Below are 20,834 nucleotides of genomic sequence, written 5' to 3'. Positions count from 1 at the left end.
ATCTATGTGGTAGTCTAGCCACCAGTTGAGATGAGTCACTCAATGTGACCTATAGAGTAAATATCATGATGCAGAGTGTTAAACCGTCAGTGAATAAAACAACGAACCAAGATCATTTCCAGCGACGATAGTTTTGCCTCAGATTTACGCTGTTGCGTATACGCTATTCATCTATTCTTTAAATCCTTTTGATTCGGTTTATTTAGACAACATATGAAAAATATCGCCATTATCGGTGCCAGTGGTTACACAGGTGCGCAGCTAACTGCGTTAATCCATGCAGATCCTGAATTAGCAATTCAAGGCTTGTATGTGTCTGAAAATAGTTTAGATAAAGGTAAAGCTTTAGCAGATTTGTACCCTGTCTACAGCCATATCGCATTAACCCTTTCGCCACTGTCTGACGAAGCTAAGACCAAGATTGTGGCCGAGGCCGATGCAGTGGTGTTAGCCACTGAGCATTCAGTAAGTTTGCACTTAGCGGCTTGGTTTTATAACCAAGGCTTAGCGGTATTCGACTTAAGTGGCGCTTACCGTTTCAGTGATGTTGCCCAGTATCCAAAGTGGTATGGCTTCGAACACGAATACCCAGAGGTTCTGGCGAAGGCGGTTTACGGTCTTGCCGAGTGGAACGGTAAACAAGTCGCTGAAACCAAGATGATTGCGGTACCAGGTTGTTATCCAACGGCATCGTTAACTGCATTAAAACCACTAAAAGGTTTATTAACCTCTGCATTCCCAGTGATTAACGCCGTTAGCGGGGTCACAGGTGCGGGTCGTAAGGCGCAATTACATACTAGCTTTTGTGAAGTGAGCTTAACTCCTTACGGTGTGTTAGGTCACAGACATCAGCCAGAAATTGCGACACAGTTAGGTCAAGAGGTGATCTTTACGCCGCACTTAGGCAACTTTAAGCGTGGTATTTTGGCGACCATTACCGTGCAGTTAAAACCAGGCACGACGACTGAAGATGTCGCCAAGGCCTACAGTGTCTACGACCAAGCACCGCTGGTCACGGTAAAACAAAATCAATTCCCTAAAGTTGATGATGTGGTACTGACGCCAAACTGCCACCTAGGTTGGAAGTTTGATGAAAACACTGGCTATCTGGTTGTCGCGAGTGCAATCGATAATTTGATGAAAGGTGCTGCAAGCCAAGCGCTGCAGTGCATAAAGATTCATTTTAACCTTTAACTGTTCATCCTTATTTAGAGAGTCGTCAAGATGTCTACAAACAACTCAGTATTAGTGCTTAAAGTCGGCGGTGCGCTCCTGCAGTGTGAAATGGGGATGGCGCGGTTAATGGATACCGCAGCGGCTATGATCGCCAGCGGCCAGCAAGTGTTGATGGTGCACGGCGGTGGCTGTTTAGTCGATGAGCAGTTAGCGGCTAATGGCATGGAAACCGTCAAACTAGAAGGTTTACGTGTAACACCTGCAGAGCAGATGCCCATTATTGCCGGCGCATTAGCGGGAACTTCAAACAAGATTCTCCAAGGAGCTGCAACCAAAGCGGGCATCGTAAGCGTGGGCATGAGCCTTGCCGATGGCAACACCGTTTCAGCCAAAATTAAAGATGAACGTTTAGGCATGGTTGGTGAAGTCTCACCCAAGGATGCAAGCTATCTTAAATTCATTCTTGCCCAAGGTTGGATGCCAATCTGTAGCTCAATCGCCATGTTAGACGATGGTCAATTGCTTAACGTTAACGCCGACCAAGCGGCAACCGTTTTAGCCAAATCGGTTGGCGGTAAGTTGGTGCTGCTGTCTGATGTATCGGGTGTGTTAGATGGCAAAGGCCAACTGATCCCGAGCCTGAACAGCGCTCAAATCAGCGAGCTGGTTCAGCAAGGCGTGATTGAGAAGGGTATGAAAGTAAAAGTAGAAGCTGCGCTCGAAGTGGCACAGTGGATGGGGCAGGCCGTTCAAGTTGCCTCGTGGCGTGATGCAGGCCAATTAAGCGCATTAGCAAAAGGTGAGGCCGTGGGCACACAAATACAACCGTAAACGGAGAAGGTTATGAAGCATTTACTATCGATAAAAGAGTTAACCCAACAGCAGTTGCTGGCGCTGATTGCCCTAGCAAAAACGATCAAAGCCAATCCGGCAGAGTATCGCCACGCGTTGGATGGAAAGAGTGTGGTGATGTTATTCGAGAAGCCCTCTCTGCGTACCCGTGTTAGCTTCGATATCGGTATTAATAAGCTCGGCGGCCACTGCTTATACCTAGACCAACAAAATGGTGCCCTAGGTAAGCGTGAATCGGTCGCTGACTTTGCTTCTAACCTGTCTTGTTGGGCGGATGCGATTGTGGCGAGAACCTATTCACACACCACTATCGAAGAATTAGCCGAGTTTGGCTCAGTGCCAGTGATCAATGCGTTATCGGATTTATATCATCCTTGTCAGGCATTGGCAGACTTTTTAACCCTTGCAGAGCATTTTGAGGATGTCAGCAAGGTAAAGTTAGCCTATGTTGGAGATGGCAATAACGTTACCCATTCATTGATGTACTGCGCCGCAATTCTCGGTGCCAGCATGACAGTGATCTGCCCAGCGGGTCACTTTCCTGATGGCAACGTCGTGGCAGAGGTACAAGCCCTGGCAGAGCGATCTGGCGCAAACATCGTGTTGACCTCGGATATTAATGCCATCGAGGGTCACGATGCAATTTACACTGATACTTGGATTTCGATGGGCGACTCAACACCACTAGCCGAAATTCAGGAACTGTTTGCACCTTATCAAGTCAATTCAGGCTTGATGACGAAAGCGGGCGCTAACTATTTTATGCACTGTTTACCGGCTCACCGTGGCGTTGAAGTCACAGATGAGGTGATGGATGGTGAGGGCTCACTGATCCTGCAACAGGCAGAGAATCGGATGCATGCCCAAAATGCAGTACTAGTTACCCTATTTAGTTGAAAGTAAAACTGATTAATAGCCTCTTCTCTAACTGAGAAACGAGTTATAGGAATTAAAGATGTCTATCGTGAATAATAATACTGGCGTGAAAAAAGTTGTTTTAGCCTACTCTGGTGGTCTCGATACGTCGGCCATTATCCCTTGGTTAAAAGAAACCTACGATAACTGCGAAATCATCGCCTTTTGCGCTGACGTAGGTCAGGGCGAAGAAGAGTTAGTGGGTTTGACTGAAAAGGCGTTAGCTTCTGGAGCCTCTGAGTGCCATATCGTCGACCTGAAAGAAGAATTCGTTAAAGATTACATCTACCCAACCATGGCGACTGGTGCAATCTACGAAGGCACTTACTTATTGGGCACCTCAATGGCTCGCCCAATTATCGCAAAGGCGCAGGTTGAAGTGGCTCGTAAAGTGGGGGCAGATGCACTGTGCCACGGCTGTACCGGTAAAGGAAACGATCAAGTACGTTTCGAAGGTTGTTTCGCGGCATTAGCACCTGATTTGAAAGTGATTGCGCCATGGCGTGAATGGACCATGCAGAGCCGTGAAGATCTGTTAGCTTATTTAGCTGAGCGCAATATCAAGACGTCGGCTTCTGCAACCAAAATCTACAGCCGCGACGCTAACGCATTCCACATTTCCCACGAAGGTGGTGAGTTAGAAGATCCGTGGAACGAGCCAAGTAAAGGTGTGTGGACGCTGACCGCCGATCCAGAGGATGCGCCAAACCAACCAGAATATGTGTCTCTGGAAGTTGAAAACGGCCGTGTGACTAAAGTAAACGGTGAAGCATTAACGCCTTATGCTGCGCTGATGAAGTTGAACGCCATTGCTGCACCACACGGTGTTGGCCGTATCGACATCACCGAAAACCGTTTAGTGGGCATGAAGTCTCGCGGTTGTTACGAAACGCCAGGCGGCACTGTGATGTTCGCTGCGCTGCGTGCAATCGAAGAGTTAGTGCTGGACAAAACTAGCCGTACTTGGCGTGAACAAGTGGGCGCACAAATGGCTCACCTAGTGTATGACGGTCGTTGGTTCACACCACTGTGTAAGTCACTGCTGGCGGCTTCTGAATCTTTAGCAGAGTCAGTGAACGGTGAAGTCGTGGTTAAGCTTTACAAAGGCCATGCGATCGCGGTTAAGAAACGCTCACCAAACAGCCTGTACTCTGAAGCGTTTGCTACCTTCGGTGAAGACCAAGTGTACGATCAGAAACACGCTGAAGGCTTTATCCGTCTGTACTCATTAGCGAGCCGCATCCGCGCGCTTAACACTAAGTAATTAGGCAGACTCAAAGGGCGCCTAGCGCCCTTTTTTATATCTTAAGTTTTGATTGGCTTTAACGAATTAAAAGCAGTGACCGAGGGGATTTAGCATGGCTTTATGGGGTGGAAGATTTCAGGGCGAAACCAGCGCGCTATTCAAATTATTTAACGATTCGCTGCCAGTGGATTACCGTCTGTTTGAGCAGGATGTAGTGGGCTCGATTGCCTGGGCCGATGCGATTGCAAGCGTAGGTATTATCACTGCAACCGAATGCAGTGACTTGAAAGAAGCGTTAAATGAGCTGTTAGTCGAAGTAAAGGGCGATCCAGCCGTTATTCTGGCCTCGGGCGCAGAAGATATTCACAGTTTCGTTGAATCTGCCCTGATTGCCAAGGTAGGCGATTTGGGTAAAAAACTCCACACTGGCCGTAGCCGTAACGACCAAGTGGCCACTGACTTAAAACTTTGGTGTCAATCTGAAGGTGCTGCGCTTGTTGCCCGTCTGCAGACCCTACGCAGCGAGCTTATCGCTTTAGCTGAGCGTGAGTTTGATGCGGTGATGCCTGGTTACACTCACCTGCAACGTGCTCAGCCGGTGACCTTTGGGCACTGGTGTTTAGCCTATGTAGAGATGATTGAGCGGGACCTTAGCCGTTTAACCGATGCCTTGAAGCGTGCCAATACCTGCCCGCTGGGCTCTGGCGCGTTAGCGGGTACTGCTTATCGGATGGATAGACACGCCCTAGCCGCAGCGCTTAACTTCGCCTCGCCAACGCTGAATAGCCTAGATAGCGTATCGGATCGCGACCACGTCGTTGAGCTATGCGGAGCCGCATCAATCAGCATGATGCACCTGAGCCGTATGGCGGAAGATTTGATTTTCTTCAACTCGGGTGAAGCAGGCTTTATCTCATTAAGCGATGAAGTGACTTCGGGCTCGTCGTTAATGCCACAGAAGAAAAACCCCGATGCCCTTGAACTTATCCGTGGTAAGACGGGCCGTGTCTATGGCAGCTTAGTGGGCATTCTTACTACCATGAAGGCGCTACCGCTAGCCTATAACAAGGACATGCAGGAAGACAAAGAAGGCTTGTTCGATGTGGTCGATAGCTGGGCAATCTGCTTGGATATGGCGGCGCTTGTGTTATCTGGTTTAGTGGTTAATCGCCAGAATGCACTGCTTGCGGCGCAGCAGGGATATGCTAATGCGACTGAACTTGCGGATTACTTAGTCTCTAAGGGCATGCCTTTCCGTGAAGCGCACCATGTTGTGGGTGTTGCTGTAGTGGCGGCGATTGCCAAGAAAATTCCGCTAGAGGAATTCACATTGGCTGAATTTAAAACTTTTGCCGATATCATCGAAGATGATGTGTATCCAAACCTCACCATTGAAGCCTGCTTGGCAAAACGTGATGTGCTGGGTGGCACGGCGTTAACTCAGGTGAAGCAGGCCATTGAGGCGAAGAAAGCTCTATAAGGTTTAAAACTGACCAATAAAAAACGCGACACTAGGTCGCGTTTTTTATTTCCGTTAAAGATGTCTATTGGAATAAATCATCCGTCGGAGCATCGTTAAACAGGTTGCCTTCATCTTGGTTTTCACTGATGTATTCCTTAGGCTCAGTGCCAGAGATAAAGTACTCGAATGCGCTAGTATAATCGGTTTTGCGGGTGAGTTTTCCCGTGGCTAAATCGATACGCACTGACACTATGCCTTCTGGTGGTACTGCAATGACTTCAGGCTTGCCCTTAAGGACATTGTTCATAAACTCGTTCCAGCCTGGGCCTGCGGTTTTCGCGCCAGCTTCGGTGCCGGTTATCTGATCCTTCTCACCGTTGGCGTTCCAAGCGGTACGGCCTAATTGGCGACCATGATCGTCAAAGCCGACCCAGAAGGTGCTGGTCAGCGTTGGGTTAAAACCGCTGAACCATGTATCACGGGATTCGTTGGTCGTCCCTGTTTTACCTGCGATATCATGACGTTTAATCAACTGAGCTGCACGCCAAGCTGTGCCTTGCCAGCCTGTACCTTTGCTCCAGTCACCACCGCCCCAGATTACACTTTTCAGCGCATCGGTGATAAGGAATGCGGTTTGCTCAGAAATAATCTGCTTAGCATAACGACCCGTTTGACCGAAGCAGTTAGCCTCGGCCGAATCGGCAGATTGCTCGGCGCCATACTCGAGCGAGGCAACTGATGTTTGTTCGACCGATGCGCTGGGTTTACATGCCAGTGTTGGATTTGCCTCTTCAATCACATTACCGAAGGAGTCTTCAACTCTGTCGATATAGTAAGGCTCAACGAGGAAGCCGCCGTTAGCAAACACGTTAAAGGCTGTGGCAACCTGTAATGGCGTCACCGAAGGCGAACCTAAGGCTAGGGACTCGTTGCGTGGCAAATCGTTAGGATCGAAGCCGAACTTCGTTAATTCGGCAATTGCGGCATCTAATCCAGTATGGCGCATTGCTCTTACTGACATCACGTTAATGGATTGTGCCAGACCTACACGCAGGCGAGTGGGGCCGCCATAAATATCGGGCGAGTTTTTAGGACGCCACGCCGTGCCTTGGCTGATATCCGGTTTGTTAATCGGAGCGTTGTTGATTAGGGTCGCCAGTGTATAGTCCTTTTCCAATCCGGCGGCATAGATAAAGGGTTTAATGTTAGAGCCAAGCTGGCGTTTAGCTTGGGTTACACGGTTATATTGGCTTTGGCTAAAGCTATAACCGCCGACTAAGCTGCGAATGGCACCATTTTGCGGGTCGAGTGAAACCGTTGCACTGGCAACCTCTGGCACTTGAGATAACTGTAGGTACTCGCCGTTATCGCGGATCCAAATGCGCTCACCGATGTTAAGTATGTCAGAGGCCGATTTAGGCACGCTGCCCTGACGTTTATCGGTAATGAACTTACGCGCCCATTTTAGACCATCCCATTTGATGATTTGTGGCTCGCCCTTGGCAGTTAAGACTTTAGCTTGCTGGCCATCGATACTTAGCACGACTGCTGGTTGCAGCTCTTGTACAGGAGCAATTTTTGCAAGTTCAGCCGCCAGTTGGGCATTATCCGGTTTGGCATCTGTCCACATCACTGCCGCAGGGCCACGGTAACCATGGCGTTCATCATAGGCATAGACGTTGTTACGTAATGCCTGTTGTGCTAAGAGTTGAAGCTCAGATGAAACGGTAGTGTAGACGTTATAGCCATTGGTATAGGCTGCCTCCTCACCGTATTTTTGCACCATATAATCACGAGCCATTTCAGAAATGTAAGGTGCGTAAAGGTCGATTTCAGCGCCGTGATATTTTGCGACTAATGGTTCTTGAATCGCCGCGTTGTATTCAGCTTTACTGATGTAGCCTACTTCATTCATTCGCATCAGCACGGTATTACGACGAGCTAGGGCGCGTGATGGCGAGGTGATAGGGTTGAGCGTAGATGGTGCTTTTGGAAGGCCTGCAATCATGCCCATCTCAGCTAATGTCAGATCTTGGACGTTTTTACCAAAATAAACTTGGGCTGCCGCACCTACGCCATAGGCACGTTGTCCTAAATAAATACGGTTTACGTAAAGCTCTAAAATTTCATCTTTAGTGAGCAACTGTTCGATGTGATAGGAAATAAAAATTTCCTTCACTTTACGAATAATGGTTTTATCTCGGGTTAAGAAGAAATTTCGCGCAACCTGCATCGTGATGGTACTGGCACCTTGTTTTTTCTCACCGGTCGTGAGCATAACAATCGCAGCGCGAACTACGCCAACGGGGTCAATACCATTATGCTCGTAGAAACGCGCATCTTCGGTCGCAAGAAATGCCTGTAATAATGGCTTGGGTACTTCTTCAAGTTTTAAAGGAATACGACGCTTCTCGCCAAACTGAGAAATAAGTTTGCCGTCGCTGCTGTAAATGCGCAGAGGAGTTTGCAATTGTACTGTTTTAAGTGTTGATACATCCGGCAAGTCCGGTAACACATAAAAGTATGCTGCAACAATGGCGCCCACGCCCAGAAGGGCTAGACTGAATAGGGCTATAACAAGACGTTTTAACCACTTCACCTAAATTGATCCTAAAGTTCTGTTCAATACAACAGTATATAAGGCGCACACGCTTGGGTGAAGTAAAAACGTGATAGGACTAAAATAGCGTTTGTAAAATCTTGAAACATTCTATACAAATACGTATAACGGGTTGTTTTTGTGCTAGTATCTTTTTCTGAATACAAATAATAAAGTGACGACGGACTATGCTTTCAAATTTATGGAAGCGTCAGGCTCCGCAAATGGTTGGAATTGATATCGGTTCCCACGAAGTAAAAGCCATATTGCTGAGTAAGACTGCTGATGGATACAAAATATTAAGTCATGCAGCTGTTCCCGTTAAAAAGGGGGCGATTAATGATCATGATATTCGGGATGCCGATGCTGTCGTAGAATGCTTAAGGCAAATAAAGCGTGCTTTACCTAAATCGGTAAAATATGCAGCCGTTGCAGTATCAGGGTCAGCCGTGATGACCAAAGTGATTTATATGGATGCTTCGTTAAGCGAAGAAGAAATGGAGGCCCAAATTGAGATTGAAGCCGATAACTTAATTCCTTATTCCTTAGATGAAGTCAGCATCGACTTTGAAACCTTAAACGTTAATAGTTCAGATCCTTCAAAGGTCGATGTGCTATTAAGCGCATGCCGCACAGAGAATATTGATGCTCGGGTTGAAGCGCTCGATGAAGTCGATATTGAAACTAGGGTTGTTGATGTTGAAGGATATGCCCTTGGTCGTTCAGTCGAATTAGTGTTAGCACAATTACCTGAAGGGGCATGGTCAAAATCAGTCGCCATGGTTGACATTGGCGCTAATATGACCACATTTTCAGTTGTCGAATCTGGTGAAACCACGTTTATTCGAGAACAGGCATTCGGTGGAGAATTATTCACTCAATCTATTTTGTCTTTTTATGGCATGTCATATGAACAGGCTGAAAAAGCGAAAATAGAAGGTGATTTACCACGCAATTATATGTTTGAAGTTTTATCTCCTTTCCAAATGCAATTATTGCAGCAGATTAAACGGACACTACAAATTTATTGCACCTCTAGTGGGAAAGATAAAGTTGATTACCTCGTATTATGCGGTGGTACTTCTAAACTGGAAGGTATGGCTAATTTATTAACTAATGAATTAGGTGTACATACAATAATTGCAGACCCCTTCCAAGGTTGTTTGCATGCGGACGAGTCAACCAAAAATACCCTGCAATCCAGTATTAGCAAATATATGGTTGCTTGTGGCTTAGCGCTAAGGAGTTACGGTCAATGGCGAACATAAACCTGCTTCCCTGGCGCGAAGAGGCGAGAGAAAAGCAGAAGCGTGATTATCTTGGTATTTTGGCCGCTGTTTTTATTGGTTCAGCGATTTTAGTATACATTGCGCTTTCAGTACTCGAAATGATAACCGATGACCAAAGGGCTAGGAATGCTTATTTGCAATCGGAAATTACTCTTTTAGATAAACAAATCGCCGAAATCAATAAAATTAAAGAACGTAAAAGAGACATCGAGCGACGCACAGAAATTATTCTTAACCTTCAACAGGCGCGTAATTTACCAACCCATGTAATGGATGAGTTGGTTAGAATTGTCCCGCCAGGCATCTATCTTTCTAAATTGGAGAAAAAGGGAAGTCTTCTACTGATCGAAGGGCGCAGCGAGTCGAATAACAATGTTGCCAATATGATGCGTAAGGTCAAAGCTTCACAATGGTTGTCTGATCCTAATATGCAATCCATCGTGACCCAGAATGATGATATAAGGCAGCTCCAGCGTTTTAATTTGCGTGTTAGCATTAAAGGTACGGTAGCAGATGAGCCTGCTAAGACTGAGCCTGCGAAAAAGGCAAAAGGAGCGGGTAAATGAAGCTCGATCTAAGTCAGTTTAATGATATTGATTTTGAGAATGTTGGCGGTTGGCCTGCTCAGGTAAAAGGTTTTTTTGCGGTTTTACTGGCCATTTTAGTATTTGCTGCAGGTTATTACCTAGTGATATCTGATGCAGTTGATATTTATAAGGCAGAGCAGAATAAAGAGTTACAGCTGCGCGAAGATTTTAAATCTAAATATCAGCTCGCAGCCAATCTTAAGCTCTACCGCGAGCAACTAGCCGTAATGGAGAAGCAGTTTGCAGAACTGCTTAAAATGCTCCCTTCAGAAAATGAAATGCCAGGCCTGTTAGATGATTTAACATTCGTTGCAACCGATGCTGGACTTAAAATTAACAGTCTAAATTGGGAACCTGAAATTCAGAGGGACTTCTATATCGAATTCCCGATTAAAATGTCAGTAACTGGTGATTACCATCAAATTGGTAATATGGTCAGTGGCGTTGCTAAGCTGCCTCGTATTGTCAGTTTACACGATTTTACTATTACACGTGATGCTGCTGGAAATTTAGCTATGGATATTTTAGCTAAAACCTATCGATTTAAGGAAGGAGCAGAGTTACCGCCAGAAAAACCAGCCAAAAAAGAGAAGAAGGGGAAGAAATAATGAAAGTCTTACCTCTATTGACAATGAGTCTTTTTTTGATGGGTTGTGTTGGCGATCATAGCGATTTAGAGCTATTTGTTACAGAAACTAAGGCGCAACATGTGGCGCACATACCACCACTAAAAGAACCGCCTAAGTTTGAACATTTTGCCTATCAAGCTGAGCTAATGCGTAGTCCATTTGTTCCTCCTTCAAGGGAATTAACCGAGGAAGTGATAGATAGCAGTAAAAACTGTTTGCAACCTGATTTAAAACGCCGCAAAGGTCGCTTAGAAACTTACGCATTAGATAGTTTGAAAATGCGCGGAACCTTGAGTGAGTCTAAATCAATTTGGGCGTTAATTGAAACTAACGATGGTAGTGTTTATCGTATGGGTATTGGTGAGCACTTGGGATTGTTTAATGGCCGTATTATCAAAGTGACTTCAGATAATGTTGAAGTAATGGAATTAATTCCTGATGGCTCTGGTTGTTGGACCGAGCGACCAAACAATTTAGAACTTTCTGGAAAATAACAAGCGAAGGATGAGGGAATAATGAAATCTTCTGCCGCGATCAAACTCCCATTTATATCATCGGGCTTAATTAAGTCTGTTATTGGAGTCGCATTGGTATTTGGTGTGTTGCCATCGAGCTATGCAGCTAATCGATTATTAGATGTAAAATACCATGCATTAGTCGATCATCAATTAGAAGTAGAATTCGTATTTGAGAATTCGGTAACTGCACCTGCCATTGATTCTAATGCAGCTCCTGCTGAATTGCTTTTAACCTTTGATGATAGTGTTTCGGGTTTATCAAGGGATAATCTGCCTATCAATCAGGTGGGTGTTAAAGAGATTACGACTGCTCAAATGGACACTGACCTGAGGGTGACATTGGGTTTATCCCAAGTTAAGCCTTATCAAGGTGCTGTGATGGGAAATTCCTATCGTCTCACTATCAATGATGCTGTGATGGGATCGAATACTGAGGCAAGTAATCCTTTTGTGAATAGTATCAAGAATATTGATTTTCGTCGCAATTCAACGGGTGGCGGCGATTTATTGATCTCCTTAAATAATCGCTCAGTGGCTGCTAATGTAGAACAAGTCGGGGCTAAGATTGAAGTCCAACTCTACAACACAGACATTAAAAATGATTTGCTGTACGTCATGGATGTGCAGGACTTCTCAACACCTGTAAAGAGCTTTGAAACCTTTAAGGACGAACTGACCACGCGTATTTTGGTCGATGTATCGGGCGATTATGAGTTTAATTATAAGCAGGAAGATAGTCTTTTTAGGCTGTCTATCAATAAAGCGGTACGCACCGCAAACATTAAGGAAGAGAAAAAGTATAACGGTAAAACGCTATCGCTCAACTTCCAAAATATTTCTGTCCGCACCGTATTACAAATCATCGCTGACTATAACAACTTTAACTTGGTCACCAGTGACACGGTTGAAGGCGACATCACCCTAAGACTTGACGATGTACCTTGGGATCAAGCTTTAGATTTAATTCTCCAAACTAAAGGCTTAGACAAGCGCATCGAAGGCAACATTCTGATGGTTGCGCCGAGTGAAGAGCTGGCGATTCGTGAAAGTCAGGATCTGAAAAACAAGCAAGAAGTGAAAGAATTAGAGCCGCTCTATTCTGAGTATATTCAGGTGAATTACGCTAAAGCTCGGGAGGTGGCGGAATTATTAAAAGGTACTGACTCAAGCCTATTATCACCTCGTGGCTCAGTTGCAGTCGATGAACGTACCAATACTGTTTTGGTAAAAGATACTTCAGAGAGTATTGAAAATGTGCACCGTTTAATTGAAGTGCTCGATATTCCAATTCGACAAGTGGTGATTGAATCTCGTATGGTGACCGTTAAGGATAATGTCTCTGAAGATTTAGGCATCCGTTGGGGGATTACCGACCAACAGGGTACCAAGGGAACGTCGGGTACCCTTGAAGGTGCTGAAAGTATTGCTGGCGGTGTTGTACCATCGATAGACAGTCGTCTTAACGTCAACCTTCCCGCGGCGGTGAGTACGCCCACAAGTATCGCTTTCAATGTCGCGAAGATGGCCGATGGTACGATTCTAGATTTAGAGTTAAGCGCCCTCGAGCAGGAAAACAAAGGTGAGATTATTGCTAGCCCTCGTATTACCACTTCTAACCAAAAAGCGGCCTATATCGAGCAGGGTGTTGAGATCCCGTATGTGCAGTCGACCTCAAGTGGTGCAACCTCTGTTACCTTTAAAAAGGCGGTATTGTCGCTGCGTGTAACACCGCAAATTACGCCCGATAACCGTGTTATCCTCGACTTGGAAATTACCCAAGACTCTCAGGGCACTACGGTTGATACCCCAACAGGTCCTGCGGTAGCCATCGATACCCAGCGTATCGGAACTCAAGTGCTGGTGGATAATGGTGAAACCATCGTTCTTGGGGGGATTTACCAACAAAATCTCATTAGTCGAGTGAGTAAAGTGCCTGTGCTGGGGGATATACCATTAGTGGGGTTCCTATTCCGCAACTCTACCGACAGTAATGAACGCCAAGAGTTGTTGATTTTCGTTACCCCTAAAATTGTTAACGAGAAACTCTAAAACCTCGTCCTAAACAAAATAAAGCCAGCAATACTTGCTGGCTTTATTGTCTCTACCATACAATTCTAACTAATAATTGTACTCACGACTTGCCAGACAAGACAGTAAACTGAGATAATCCACGGTCAAGTCTCTATAGAGCAAGGTAACATACAGTAGGTCGGCTCGATTTTGGGTCGATATAGGCATACTTTCAAATAAGATTCAGACGTACAAGAAATGGCTGAAAAACGTAATATTTTTCTGGTAGGCCCGATGGGCGCAGGTAAAAGCACAATTGGTCGCCATCTGGCGCAAATGCTGCATTTAGAATTCCACGATTCAGATCAAGAGATTGAGCAACGCACAGGCGCAGATATTGCTTGGGTGTTTGACGTTGAAGGCGAAGAAGGTTTCCGTCGTCGTGAGGCTCAAGTTATTGCCGATCTGTCTGAAAAACAAGGTATTGTTCTTGCAACTGGTGGTGGTTCAGTTCAGAGCAAAGACATCCGTAATCATTTATCTGCTCGCGGTATTGTGGTGTATCTCGAAACTACAATCGACAAGCAGGTTGCTCGTACTCAAAGGGATAAACGTCGCCCGTTATTACAGGTGGATGATCCTCGCGAAGTGTTAGAAAATCTTGCAGAAATTCGCAACCCTCTCTACGAAGAAATTGCCGACGTGATCGTGAAGACCGATGATCAAAGCGCGAAGGTCGTTGCAAATCAAATCATTGAGCAATTAGGTTTCTAAGCAGAATGACAAAACAAATTCAGGTTGATTTAGGTGAACGTAGTTATCCCATTTATATTGGCCAGAATTTGATGAGTGATGGCGAGACTTTGTCTCGCTACCTGCTTAAAAAGCGCATTCTCATCGTTACTAATGAAACCATCGCCCCATTGTATCTACAGCAGATGCAAGCGACGATGGCTTCATTTGGTGAAGTTGCCTGCGTGACCCTGCCCGATGGTGAGCAATTCAAAGATCTAACTCACTTAGATCATATTTTCAGTGCACTGCTGGAACGTAACTTTGGCCGAGACACTCTACTGGTGGCCTTAGGTGGTGGCGTCATTGGCGATATGACGGGTTTTGCCGCAGCCTGTTATCAACGCGGGGTCGATTTTATTCAAATCCCAACTACGCTCCTGTCCCAAGTCGACTCTTCGGTTGGCGGAAAAACGGCTGTAAATCATCCCCTTGGTAAAAACATGATTGGCGCCTTTTATCAGCCGCAACTTGTGTTGATTGATACCCAATGCCTAAAAACCTTGCCTGCGCGTGAATTTGCAGCAGGGATGGCAGAAGTCATCAAGTATGGCATTATGTGGGATAGTGAATTCTTTCAATGGCTTGAAGATAATGTCGAGCCGCTAAAAAATCTCGATAACCAAGCCTTGGTCTATGCTATTTCCCGTTGCTGCGAGATTAAAGCCGATGTCGTGAGCCAAGATGAGACGGAGCAGGGCGTTCGTGCCCTTCTGAACTTAGGTCATACATTCGGTCATGCGATTGAGGCTGAAATGGGATATGGCAACTGGTTACACGGTGAAGCAGTGGCTGCTGGCACAGTCCTTGCTGCTCAAACGGCTCTGTTATTGGGATACATTGATGAGTCAATTGTTCGACGTATCATTGCGTTATTAGCAGCATTTGACCTGCCGGTTACCAAACCTGCAACGATGGATTTCGACAGTTTTATTAAACACATGCGTCGCGATAAAAAAGTGTTAGCTGGTCAGATTAGGCTAGTACTGCCGACTGCGATTGGTCGAGCAGATGTTTTTAGCCAAGTATCCGAATCTACCCTCGAACAGGTTATCCGCTACGCATAAACCTTGTGTGGTGGATGAGTGACATTTCAGGGGCAACTCTTGCTTCCCTCACAGGAAGCCCTCATAGAAAGATTGCATCACGTTGCCAGTTATAGCGACCAATTACTGGTACTTTCTGGCGCGTCAGGTTCAGGTAAGACGACACTTGCCACTGCGCTGGCGACCGATGTCGATGATGCGAATGTCGCCTTAGTCATTTGCCCAATGCATGCCGAAGATGCCGAAATTCGTCGTAAAATTCTGGTTCAATTGGTGTCATCTCCTATCTTTGACGATGAAACACCACTTGCAGAAACCATTCTTAGAGTCGCGCCCAATCAAAGCAAGCCACTGCATATCATCATTGATGATGCGCATTTGCTCTCTAAAGAGTTGTGGGCCGAATGTATTATCCTCAACCAAATTCAATGTGCAGGCAGGCGGATTGCGTTAACCCTAACGGTGCCACCGGCATTTTTAGCGGAGCTATTACCCCAGTTACCCGATTCATTAAGACGTCAGCTGTTGCCCGTCAATGTAGAGCCGTTGACACTTCCCGAGCGTGAAGCGCTTTATCAAACCTTACTGCGTTATAGCGATCAAAATCCTTTTACTCCAAGGGATATAGTGCGAGGTCTGCTAGAAAAGCAGAAAGGTACACCGAGGGAAGTTGTCGAGTTGCTTGAACTCGCACTGCATGGCAGCGAAGCGGCGCCTTCGTTTTGGCAGCGTTACCGCTTCGCCTTTGTTGGCGCAGCAAGTTTGCTGGTAACACTGATAATTTGGTTGTTGTTGGCGAGCCCTGAAGCAGACAAGCAAATATCTGAGCAGGTAACTTACCCCGCATTGGATTCGCCCCAATTTTTACGCCATGGTGAGCAAATTTTGCAGCCTTACTTTAGTGAGCGTGAAGTTGCATTCGCTAAAGCGCTGGCGGATGAAGCTGCACTTAAGGAAGATCCCTTAGCTAATTTCCATGGTGAGGAGCCACAATCAGAGGGGGATGTTGCAACCGCGGCAATTATTGGTGAGGCAAGCCTTAAAGGTGACAGTGCTGAGCAGACTCAGATCGAAGAGGTAAACACCAATAGCGCTCAAACTGACAATACTCAAACCCAAAAGGTTCAAGCCGAAAGTACACAAATAGAAAAGGCAGATGAAAATGCCATTTCATCTAGCGACGTTGTAAGTACGATGACTCAAGCACAAGGCGATGAACTGTCAAGTGTACATCCTCTAACCGTCACATTATCAGATAAGCCGTCAGTGGGGTATGCCATTCAAGTGTCGACAGTACAAAAGCTTTCGACGGCTCAGGCCCTAGCGAAAAAAATTAATACAGTCGCCGATGTGCGAATTACTAAATATAAGCAGTTTTGGGTTGTATTTGTGGGGCAATACAGCGATAAGCAGAGCGCTGAAAAGGCCGCGACGGAATTAGATACACGTTATCACTTAAGCCAACCTTTAATTAAAAATTGGGCCGACCTTGGGAATTATGCGTTAGAAGAAACATTCCCGCATCGTGAAATCTAAGAATAAACAGAGTACAATCATGACCTTTCTTTTTGTCGGTATTCATCAAGTTAAATGATAAAAAAACATAGAGCCTTCCTGAAATGGGCGGGTGGAAAATTTAAATTGGTGGATGAGTTGGCTAACTACTTACCTGCGGGCGAGCGTTTAGTGGAGCCCTTTGTGGGGGCGGGTTCGGTTTTTCTTAACACGGATTATCCGAGCTATTTGCTCTGCGACATCAATCAGGATCTCATCAATCTCTATAATATCGTTAAAGAAAGACCGAGTGAGTATATCGCTGCTGCCAAAAAGCTGTTCGTCGATGAGATGAATCAGAAAGATGCCTACTACCGCGTCCGTACTGATTTTAATAAATCCCGCGATCCTTTCCAGCGCTCAGTGTATTTCTTGTATTTAAATCGTCATGGTTTCAATGGGTTATGCCGTTATAACCGTAAGGGTGGATTTAACGTACCCTTTGGTTCGTACAAAAAGCCCTATTTCCCTGAAAAGGAAATTTTAGCCTTTTCGGAAAAGGCTCAGTACGCCGAGTTTAAGTGCATTGGCTATGAGAAGGCCTTCGAGCAAATTCAAGCGGGGGATGTTATCTACTGCGATCCTCCCTATGCACCTTTGTCCACTACTGCTAGTTTCACGACCTATGTGGGGGCGGGGTTTAGTCTCGATGACCAAGCGCTGCTTGCCCGTTATTCACGCCATATGGCGATAGAACAGGGGATTCCTGTCATTATCAGTAACCATGATATTCCGCTCACACGTGAGCTCTACCGTGGTGCCCATCTTGCGAAAATCCAAGTGCAACGCAATATTAGCCAAAATGGCAGTGGTCGTAATAAGGTTGATGAGTTAATTGCGGTTTATGATGAGAACTACGATCCCCAAGAGGATTAAGTTGCTTGGCCTGTGTTTAGGCTTAGTTCACAACTCGACTGACTAAAAAGATCAAACTCAAGACTAGTGCGATTGCTAGTACAATTCCCATTAGGATATAGGGCATGGGAGAATCAGTCGCAAAATCTCGACGGCGATTTTTATCTGACTGCACCCCAAAAAAGGCGGCTATGGTACTGTGAAATATCTGCCAAATGCGCCCTAACATTAATAGGACATATTGGAGTTGGTTGGTTTAAGGTCATCAATGGGTTTATCTTTATGACCGTGAAGCAGTTCGAGCAAATCGACAAAATGGAACTGGCTGGAACGATTTTTACCTGTAAGCCAAGTCTTCCAGCTGAGGGTTTGCGCTTGGGTCGCACAGCGATTATTAGGATGGCTGCTCGGGAGGCTATTGTTGTAGCTTACATCATTACTACAACTACAGGCTGTGGTCTCATCATTCTGGGTTAGCTTTTCCATACCATAGGCTAATGAAGCGACAACAACCGCAGTGAATGTCAACATCATAGCGGATTTAAAGGTCACCGAACCTAATATATGTGAAACCTGAGTTAACCGTCCCTTCATGCTACGACCCTTGAAATGACTTAATAAGATTGCGACGCGATTATAACAAACTCGCTCAGTTTATGAACAATAATTTATCAATCCTTGGTAAAGTTTTTCCAATCTATAGATTATAAAGACCTTTGGGCAAAGTTGTTTACAGGCCACGCGGTATTAATCTGACTTTTACAGGTGATAAATGTGGTCATGGCTATAGAGGCAGGGCAAGGCTCGGGGTAAAATAAGGCACTTTTTATCCAATAGTTGCGAGTGTCCCATGCGCCCATTTCTTATTGCTCCATCAATTTTATCCGCTGATTTCGCCCGTTTAGGTGACGATGTTAAAGCCGTATTAGATGCGGGTGCTGACGTAGTGCACTTTGATGTGATGGATAATCACTATGTGCCCAACCTGACCTTTGGCCCTATGGTGTGTAAAGCGCTGCGCGATTACGGCATCACCGCCGAAATCGATGTGCATTTAATGGTAAAACCCGTCGATCGCATTATTCCTGACTTTGCTAAAGCCGGTGCTTCGATTATCACCTTCCACCCTGAAGCCTCAGAGCACTTAGACCGTTCACTACAACTGATTAAAGAGTCAGGTTGTAAGGCAGGCTTAGTGTTTAACCCTGCAACACCACTGCATTACCTTGACTACGTGATGGATAAGTTAGATGTGATCCTGCTGATGTCGGTAAACCCAGGATTTGGCGGTCAGTCTTTCATTCCATCGACCTTAGATAAACTGCGTGAAGTGCGTGCCCGAATCGACGCCAGCGGTTTTGATATTCGCTTAGAAGTCGATGGTGGCGTTAAGGTCGATAACATCGCCGAAATCGCTGCCGCGGGTGCCGATATGTTTGTGGCAGGCTCGGCTATCTTTGGCAAGCCAGATTACAAAGCGGTCGTCGATGAAATGCGTGCCGAACTTGCTAAGGTTGAGTCTAACTAATGTCACAGGGTGTGCAACAGCAAAGCAATTGGGGACAAATTAAAGCGATCGCCTTTGATCTTGACGGTACACTCATCGACAGTGTGCCCGACCTTGCGGTTGCTACCCAAGCTACCTTGAGTAAGCTTGGTTTAGTAAATTGCACAGAGGCCCAAGTGAGGACCTGGGTGGGGAATGGCGCGAAAATGCTGATGCGACGCGCCATGACCCATGCCCTTGGCCGAGATGTGGAAGAAGCTGCACTCGATGCTGCCATGCCAACCTTTATGCAGCAATACCAAGAAAACCTAGAGAAGCACAGCGCGCTTTATGCTGATGTGCATCGCGTGTTGCAGGCCTTGTTTGATGCAGGCTATCAGTTAGCTGTGGTCACTAACAAACCCTATCGATTTACCCTGCCATTACTCGAAGCCTTTAAGTTGAGTGAATTTTTTACTGTGGTACTTGGTGGTGACACCCTCGAGAAGATGAAGCCAGATCCCTTGCCATTAACTCACCTTCTCAACGAGTGGCAGTTAGAACCGTCGCAGTTATTGATGGTAGGTGATTCAAAAAATGACATTTTCGCGGCGAAAGCGGCGGGTGTTGCATCAATCGGCTTGACCTATGGCTACAACTACGGTGAAGATATTGGCCTTGCAGGCCCTAATGCCGTGTGTCAGCAGTTTGCTGAGATTTTAAACTGGGTATCAATTGCCTAGTTAGCTTAATCGATTCTTATATTTAATGTGGAGCAATGACGTAATGACTAAACCCATAGTACTCAGCGGTGCACAGCCGTCCGGCGAATTAACCATAGGTAACTACATGGGTGCATTGCGTCAATGGGTTGCGATGCAAGATAGCCACGACTGCCTGTATTGCGTGGTCGATTTACATGCTATTACTGTACGTCAGGATCCACAGGCGCTGCGTGAGGCCTGTTTAGATACCTTAGCCCTGTATTTAGCCTGCGGCGTTGACCCGAAAAAGAGCACTGTATTTATTCAGTCTCAAGTGCCACAACACACTCAGTTAGGTTGGGCCTTAAACTGCTACACCCAAATGGGTGAGCTAAGCCGTATGACCCAGTTTAAGGACAAGTCGCAAAAGCACGCTAATAACATCAACGTGGGTCTGTTCGGTTACCCTGTGCTGATGGCGGCCGATATTCTGCTTTATCAAGCGAATGCGATTCCAGTGGGCCAAGATCAGAAGCAGCACTTAGAACTGACCCGTGATATTGCGACGCGCTTTAACAATGCTTATGGCGAGACCTTCACAATTCCTGAGCCATTTATTCCTGAGCATGGCGCTAAAGTGATGTCGCTGCAGGATCCTCTGAAGAAGATGTCTAAATCAGACGATAACCGTAACAACGTGATTGGTCTGCTTGAAGATCCAAAAGCGGTCATGAAGAAACTCAAGAAAGCCATGACCGACAGCGATGAGCCGCCAGTCGTGCGTTTCGATATGGAAAACAAGCCTGGTGTATCTAACCTGCTAAGCCTAATGTCGGGTATCACAGGTCAAAGCATTGCCAGCCTCGAAGCCGAGTTTGAAGGCAAAATGTATGGTCATTTAAAAGGTGCTGCGGGTGAAGCCGTCGTTGGCATGTTAGAGCCACTGCAGGAGCGTTACCGTGCGCTACGTGCAGATCGCGCTTATCTTGACCAAGTGATGAAAGCCGGCGCTGAAAACGCACAGGCACGCGCCGAAGTGACCCTGAAAAAGGTATACGAAAAGATTGGTCTGTTAGTCTAATCTAACAACAAGAGAATTGAATAAAACCGCCGC

At 46.0% G+C, this 20,834-nt stretch carries 20 protein-coding genes; 17 read left to right on the top strand and 3 right to left on the bottom strand.

The window, feature by feature from the left end; all coding sequences use genetic code 11:
- The first annotated feature begins 213 nt into the window (after nucleotides 1–213).
- The 5 genes from argC (at nucleotide 214) to argH (ending at nucleotide 5,669) form a co-directional block, all read left to right on the top strand.
- The gene (gene argC, locus K0H61_RS16375) at nucleotides 214–1,194 is read left to right on the top strand and encodes an N-acetyl-gamma-glutamyl-phosphate reductase (protein WP_220050527.1); all 981 of its coding nucleotides are present in this window, start codon (nucleotides 214–216) and stop codon (nucleotides 1,192–1,194) included.
- A 30-nt stretch (nucleotides 1,195–1,224) separates the two neighbouring features.
- A complete protein-coding gene (gene argB, locus K0H61_RS16370) occupies nucleotides 1,225–2,007 on the top strand; it encodes an acetylglutamate kinase (protein ID WP_220050526.1) in 783 nt (260 codons plus the stop codon).
- A gap of 12 nt (nucleotides 2,008–2,019) precedes the next feature.
- The gene (locus tag K0H61_RS16365) at nucleotides 2,020–2,925 is read left to right on the top strand and encodes an ornithine carbamoyltransferase (RefSeq protein ID WP_220050525.1); all 906 of its coding nucleotides are present in this window, start codon (nucleotides 2,020–2,022) and stop codon (nucleotides 2,923–2,925) included.
- A 58-nt stretch (nucleotides 2,926–2,983) separates the two neighbouring features.
- A complete protein-coding gene (locus K0H61_RS16360) occupies nucleotides 2,984–4,207 on the top strand; it encodes an argininosuccinate synthase (RefSeq protein ID WP_220050524.1) in 1,224 nt (407 codons plus the stop codon).
- 94 nt (nucleotides 4,208–4,301) lie between these two features.
- Nucleotides 4,302–5,669: an argininosuccinate lyase gene (argH, locus tag K0H61_RS16355; RefSeq protein ID WP_220050523.1), complete on the top strand. Its 1,368-nt coding sequence runs from the start codon at nucleotides 4,302–4,304 to the stop codon at nucleotides 5,667–5,669.
- Nucleotides 5,670–5,733: 64 nt separating this feature from the next.
- On the opposite strand, the gene K0H61_RS16350 is transcribed toward argH, so the two are convergent.
- Nucleotides 5,734–8,250: a penicillin-binding protein 1A gene (locus K0H61_RS16350; protein WP_220050522.1), complete on the bottom strand. Its 2,517-nt coding sequence runs from the start codon at nucleotides 8,248–8,250 to the stop codon at nucleotides 5,734–5,736.
- Between the two features lie 188 nt (nucleotides 8,251–8,438).
- Here K0H61_RS16350 and K0H61_RS16345 point away from each other — a divergent pair, with 188 nt between their 5' ends.
- The 9 genes from K0H61_RS16345 to K0H61_RS16305 all read left to right on the top strand — a co-directional run bounded on the left by K0H61_RS16345 (nucleotide 8,439) and on the right by K0H61_RS16305 (nucleotide 17,551).
- A complete protein-coding gene (locus K0H61_RS16345) occupies nucleotides 8,439–9,518 on the top strand; it encodes a pilus assembly protein PilM (protein WP_220050521.1) in 1,080 nt (359 codons plus the stop codon).
- Nucleotides 9,506–10,105 (top strand): PilN domain-containing protein, encoded by a 600-nt coding sequence (locus tag K0H61_RS16340; protein WP_220050520.1) that lies wholly within the window; start codon nucleotides 9,506–9,508, stop codon nucleotides 10,103–10,105. The genes K0H61_RS16345 and K0H61_RS16340 overlap by 13 nt, the downstream gene beginning before the upstream one ends.
- Complete coding sequence (locus K0H61_RS16335) at nucleotides 10,102–10,734, top strand: type IV pilus inner membrane component PilO (RefSeq protein ID WP_220050519.1); 633 nt, start codon at nucleotides 10,102–10,104, stop codon at nucleotides 10,732–10,734. Before K0H61_RS16340 ends, K0H61_RS16335 begins: the two co-directional genes overlap by 4 nt.
- Nucleotides 10,734–11,249, top strand: coding sequence for a pilus assembly protein PilP (locus tag K0H61_RS16330; protein ID WP_220050518.1), 516 nt, complete (start codon nucleotides 10,734–10,736; stop codon nucleotides 11,247–11,249). Before K0H61_RS16335 ends, K0H61_RS16330 begins: the two co-directional genes overlap by 1 nt.
- Before the next feature lie 21 nt (nucleotides 11,250–11,270).
- Complete coding sequence (locus K0H61_RS16325; RefSeq protein WP_220050517.1) at nucleotides 11,271–13,322, top strand: type IV pilus secretin PilQ; 2,052 nt, start codon at nucleotides 11,271–11,273, stop codon at nucleotides 13,320–13,322.
- A gap of 219 nt (nucleotides 13,323–13,541) precedes the next feature.
- Nucleotides 13,542–14,057 (top strand): shikimate kinase AroK, encoded by a 516-nt coding sequence (gene aroK / locus K0H61_RS16320; protein ID WP_011718623.1) that lies wholly within the window; start codon nucleotides 13,542–13,544, stop codon nucleotides 14,055–14,057.
- Between the two features lie 5 nt (nucleotides 14,058–14,062).
- On the top strand, nucleotides 14,063–15,142 hold the full coding sequence (gene aroB / locus K0H61_RS16315) for a 3-dehydroquinate synthase (protein ID WP_220050516.1): 1,080 nt from the start codon (nucleotides 14,063–14,065) through the stop codon (nucleotides 15,140–15,142).
- An 18-nt stretch (nucleotides 15,143–15,160) separates the two neighbouring features.
- Entirely contained in the window at nucleotides 15,161–16,657 is a 1,497-nt protein-coding gene (locus K0H61_RS16310; protein WP_220050515.1) for an AAA family ATPase, read from the top strand.
- 54 nt (nucleotides 16,658–16,711) lie between these two features.
- Complete coding sequence (locus K0H61_RS16305; protein ID WP_220050514.1) at nucleotides 16,712–17,551, top strand: Dam family site-specific DNA-(adenine-N6)-methyltransferase; 840 nt, start codon at nucleotides 16,712–16,714, stop codon at nucleotides 17,549–17,551.
- Nucleotides 17,552–17,573: 22 nt separating this feature from the next.
- On the opposite strand, the gene K0H61_RS16300 is transcribed toward K0H61_RS16305, so the two are convergent.
- On the bottom strand, nucleotides 17,574–17,759 hold the full coding sequence (locus tag K0H61_RS16300) for a DUF2970 domain-containing protein (protein ID WP_220050513.1): 186 nt from the start codon (nucleotides 17,757–17,759) through the stop codon (nucleotides 17,574–17,576).
- Nucleotides 17,759–18,124, bottom strand: a complete 366-nt coding sequence (locus tag K0H61_RS16295) for a hypothetical protein (protein ID WP_220050512.1) — start codon at nucleotides 18,122–18,124, stop codon at nucleotides 17,759–17,761. The genes K0H61_RS16300 and K0H61_RS16295 overlap by 1 nt, the downstream gene beginning before the upstream one ends.
- A gap of 256 nt (nucleotides 18,125–18,380) precedes the next feature.
- Between K0H61_RS16295 and rpe the strand changes: the two genes are divergently transcribed.
- Genes rpe through trpS form a run of 3 tightly spaced genes read left to right on the top strand, consistent with a single transcriptional unit; the run spans nucleotide 18,381 to nucleotide 20,801 of the window.
- Nucleotides 18,381–19,058, top strand: a complete 678-nt coding sequence (gene rpe, locus K0H61_RS16290) for a ribulose-phosphate 3-epimerase (protein WP_220050511.1) — start codon at nucleotides 18,381–18,383, stop codon at nucleotides 19,056–19,058.
- Nucleotides 19,058–19,759: a phosphoglycolate phosphatase gene (locus K0H61_RS16285; RefSeq protein WP_220050510.1), complete on the top strand. Its 702-nt coding sequence runs from the start codon at nucleotides 19,058–19,060 to the stop codon at nucleotides 19,757–19,759. The genes rpe and K0H61_RS16285 overlap by 1 nt, the downstream gene beginning before the upstream one ends.
- Before the next feature lie 43 nt (nucleotides 19,760–19,802).
- Nucleotides 19,803–20,801: a tryptophan--tRNA ligase gene (trpS, locus tag K0H61_RS16280; RefSeq protein WP_220050509.1), complete on the top strand. Its 999-nt coding sequence runs from the start codon at nucleotides 19,803–19,805 to the stop codon at nucleotides 20,799–20,801.
- Nucleotides 20,802–20,834: the final 33 nt, after the last annotated feature.

Origin of the sequence: Shewanella acanthi (assembly GCF_019457475.1) — a bacterium.
GTDB classification, from domain to species: domain Bacteria; phylum Pseudomonadota; class Gammaproteobacteria; order Enterobacterales; family Shewanellaceae; genus Shewanella; species Shewanella acanthi.
The sequence above is the reverse complement of the archived record's forward strand: the minus strand, read 5'-3'. Positions and strand labels throughout refer to the sequence as shown.

Excerpts from the sequence above, each read along its gene's own strand:
- argC (WP_220050527.1), top strand. The coding sequence starts at position 214 with ATGAAAAATATCGCCATTATCGGTGCCAGTGGTTACACAGGTGCGCAG.
- argB (WP_220050526.1), top strand. The coding sequence starts at position 1,225 with ATGTCTACAAACAACTCAGTATTAGTGCTTAAAGTCGGCGGTGCGCTC.
- K0H61_RS16365 (WP_220050525.1), top strand. The coding sequence starts at position 2,020 with ATGAAGCATTTACTATCGATAAAAGAGTTAACCCAACAGCAGTTGCTG.
- K0H61_RS16360 (WP_220050524.1), top strand. The coding sequence starts at position 2,984 with ATGTCTATCGTGAATAATAATACTGGCGTGAAAAAAGTTGTTTTAGCC.
- argH (WP_220050523.1), top strand. The coding sequence starts at position 4,302 with ATGGCTTTATGGGGTGGAAGATTTCAGGGCGAAACCAGCGCGCTATTC.
- K0H61_RS16345 (WP_220050521.1), top strand. The coding sequence starts at position 8,439 with ATGCTTTCAAATTTATGGAAGCGTCAGGCTCCGCAAATGGTTGGAATT.
- K0H61_RS16340 (WP_220050520.1), top strand. The coding sequence starts at position 9,506 with ATGGCGAACATAAACCTGCTTCCCTGGCGCGAAGAGGCGAGAGAAAAG.
- K0H61_RS16335 (WP_220050519.1), top strand. The coding sequence starts at position 10,102 with ATGAAGCTCGATCTAAGTCAGTTTAATGATATTGATTTTGAGAATGTT.
- K0H61_RS16330 (WP_220050518.1), top strand. The coding sequence starts at position 10,734 with ATGAAAGTCTTACCTCTATTGACAATGAGTCTTTTTTTGATGGGTTGT.
- K0H61_RS16325 (WP_220050517.1), top strand. The coding sequence starts at position 11,271 with ATGAAATCTTCTGCCGCGATCAAACTCCCATTTATATCATCGGGCTTA.
- aroK (WP_011718623.1), top strand. The coding sequence starts at position 13,542 with ATGGCTGAAAAACGTAATATTTTTCTGGTAGGCCCGATGGGCGCAGGT.
- aroB (WP_220050516.1), top strand. The coding sequence starts at position 14,063 with ATGACAAAACAAATTCAGGTTGATTTAGGTGAACGTAGTTATCCCATT.
- K0H61_RS16305 (WP_220050514.1), top strand. The coding sequence starts at position 16,712 with ATGATAAAAAAACATAGAGCCTTCCTGAAATGGGCGGGTGGAAAATTT.
- K0H61_RS16300 (WP_220050513.1), bottom strand. The coding sequence starts at position 17,759 with ATGTTAGGGCGCATTTGGCAGATATTTCACAGTACCATAGCCGCCTTT.
- K0H61_RS16295 (WP_220050512.1), bottom strand. The coding sequence starts at position 18,124 with ATGAAGGGACGGTTAACTCAGGTTTCACATATATTAGGTTCGGTGACC.
- rpe (WP_220050511.1), top strand. The coding sequence starts at position 18,381 with ATGCGCCCATTTCTTATTGCTCCATCAATTTTATCCGCTGATTTCGCC.
- K0H61_RS16285 (WP_220050510.1), top strand. The coding sequence starts at position 19,058 with ATGTCACAGGGTGTGCAACAGCAAAGCAATTGGGGACAAATTAAAGCG.
- trpS (WP_220050509.1), top strand. The coding sequence starts at position 19,803 with ATGACTAAACCCATAGTACTCAGCGGTGCACAGCCGTCCGGCGAATTA.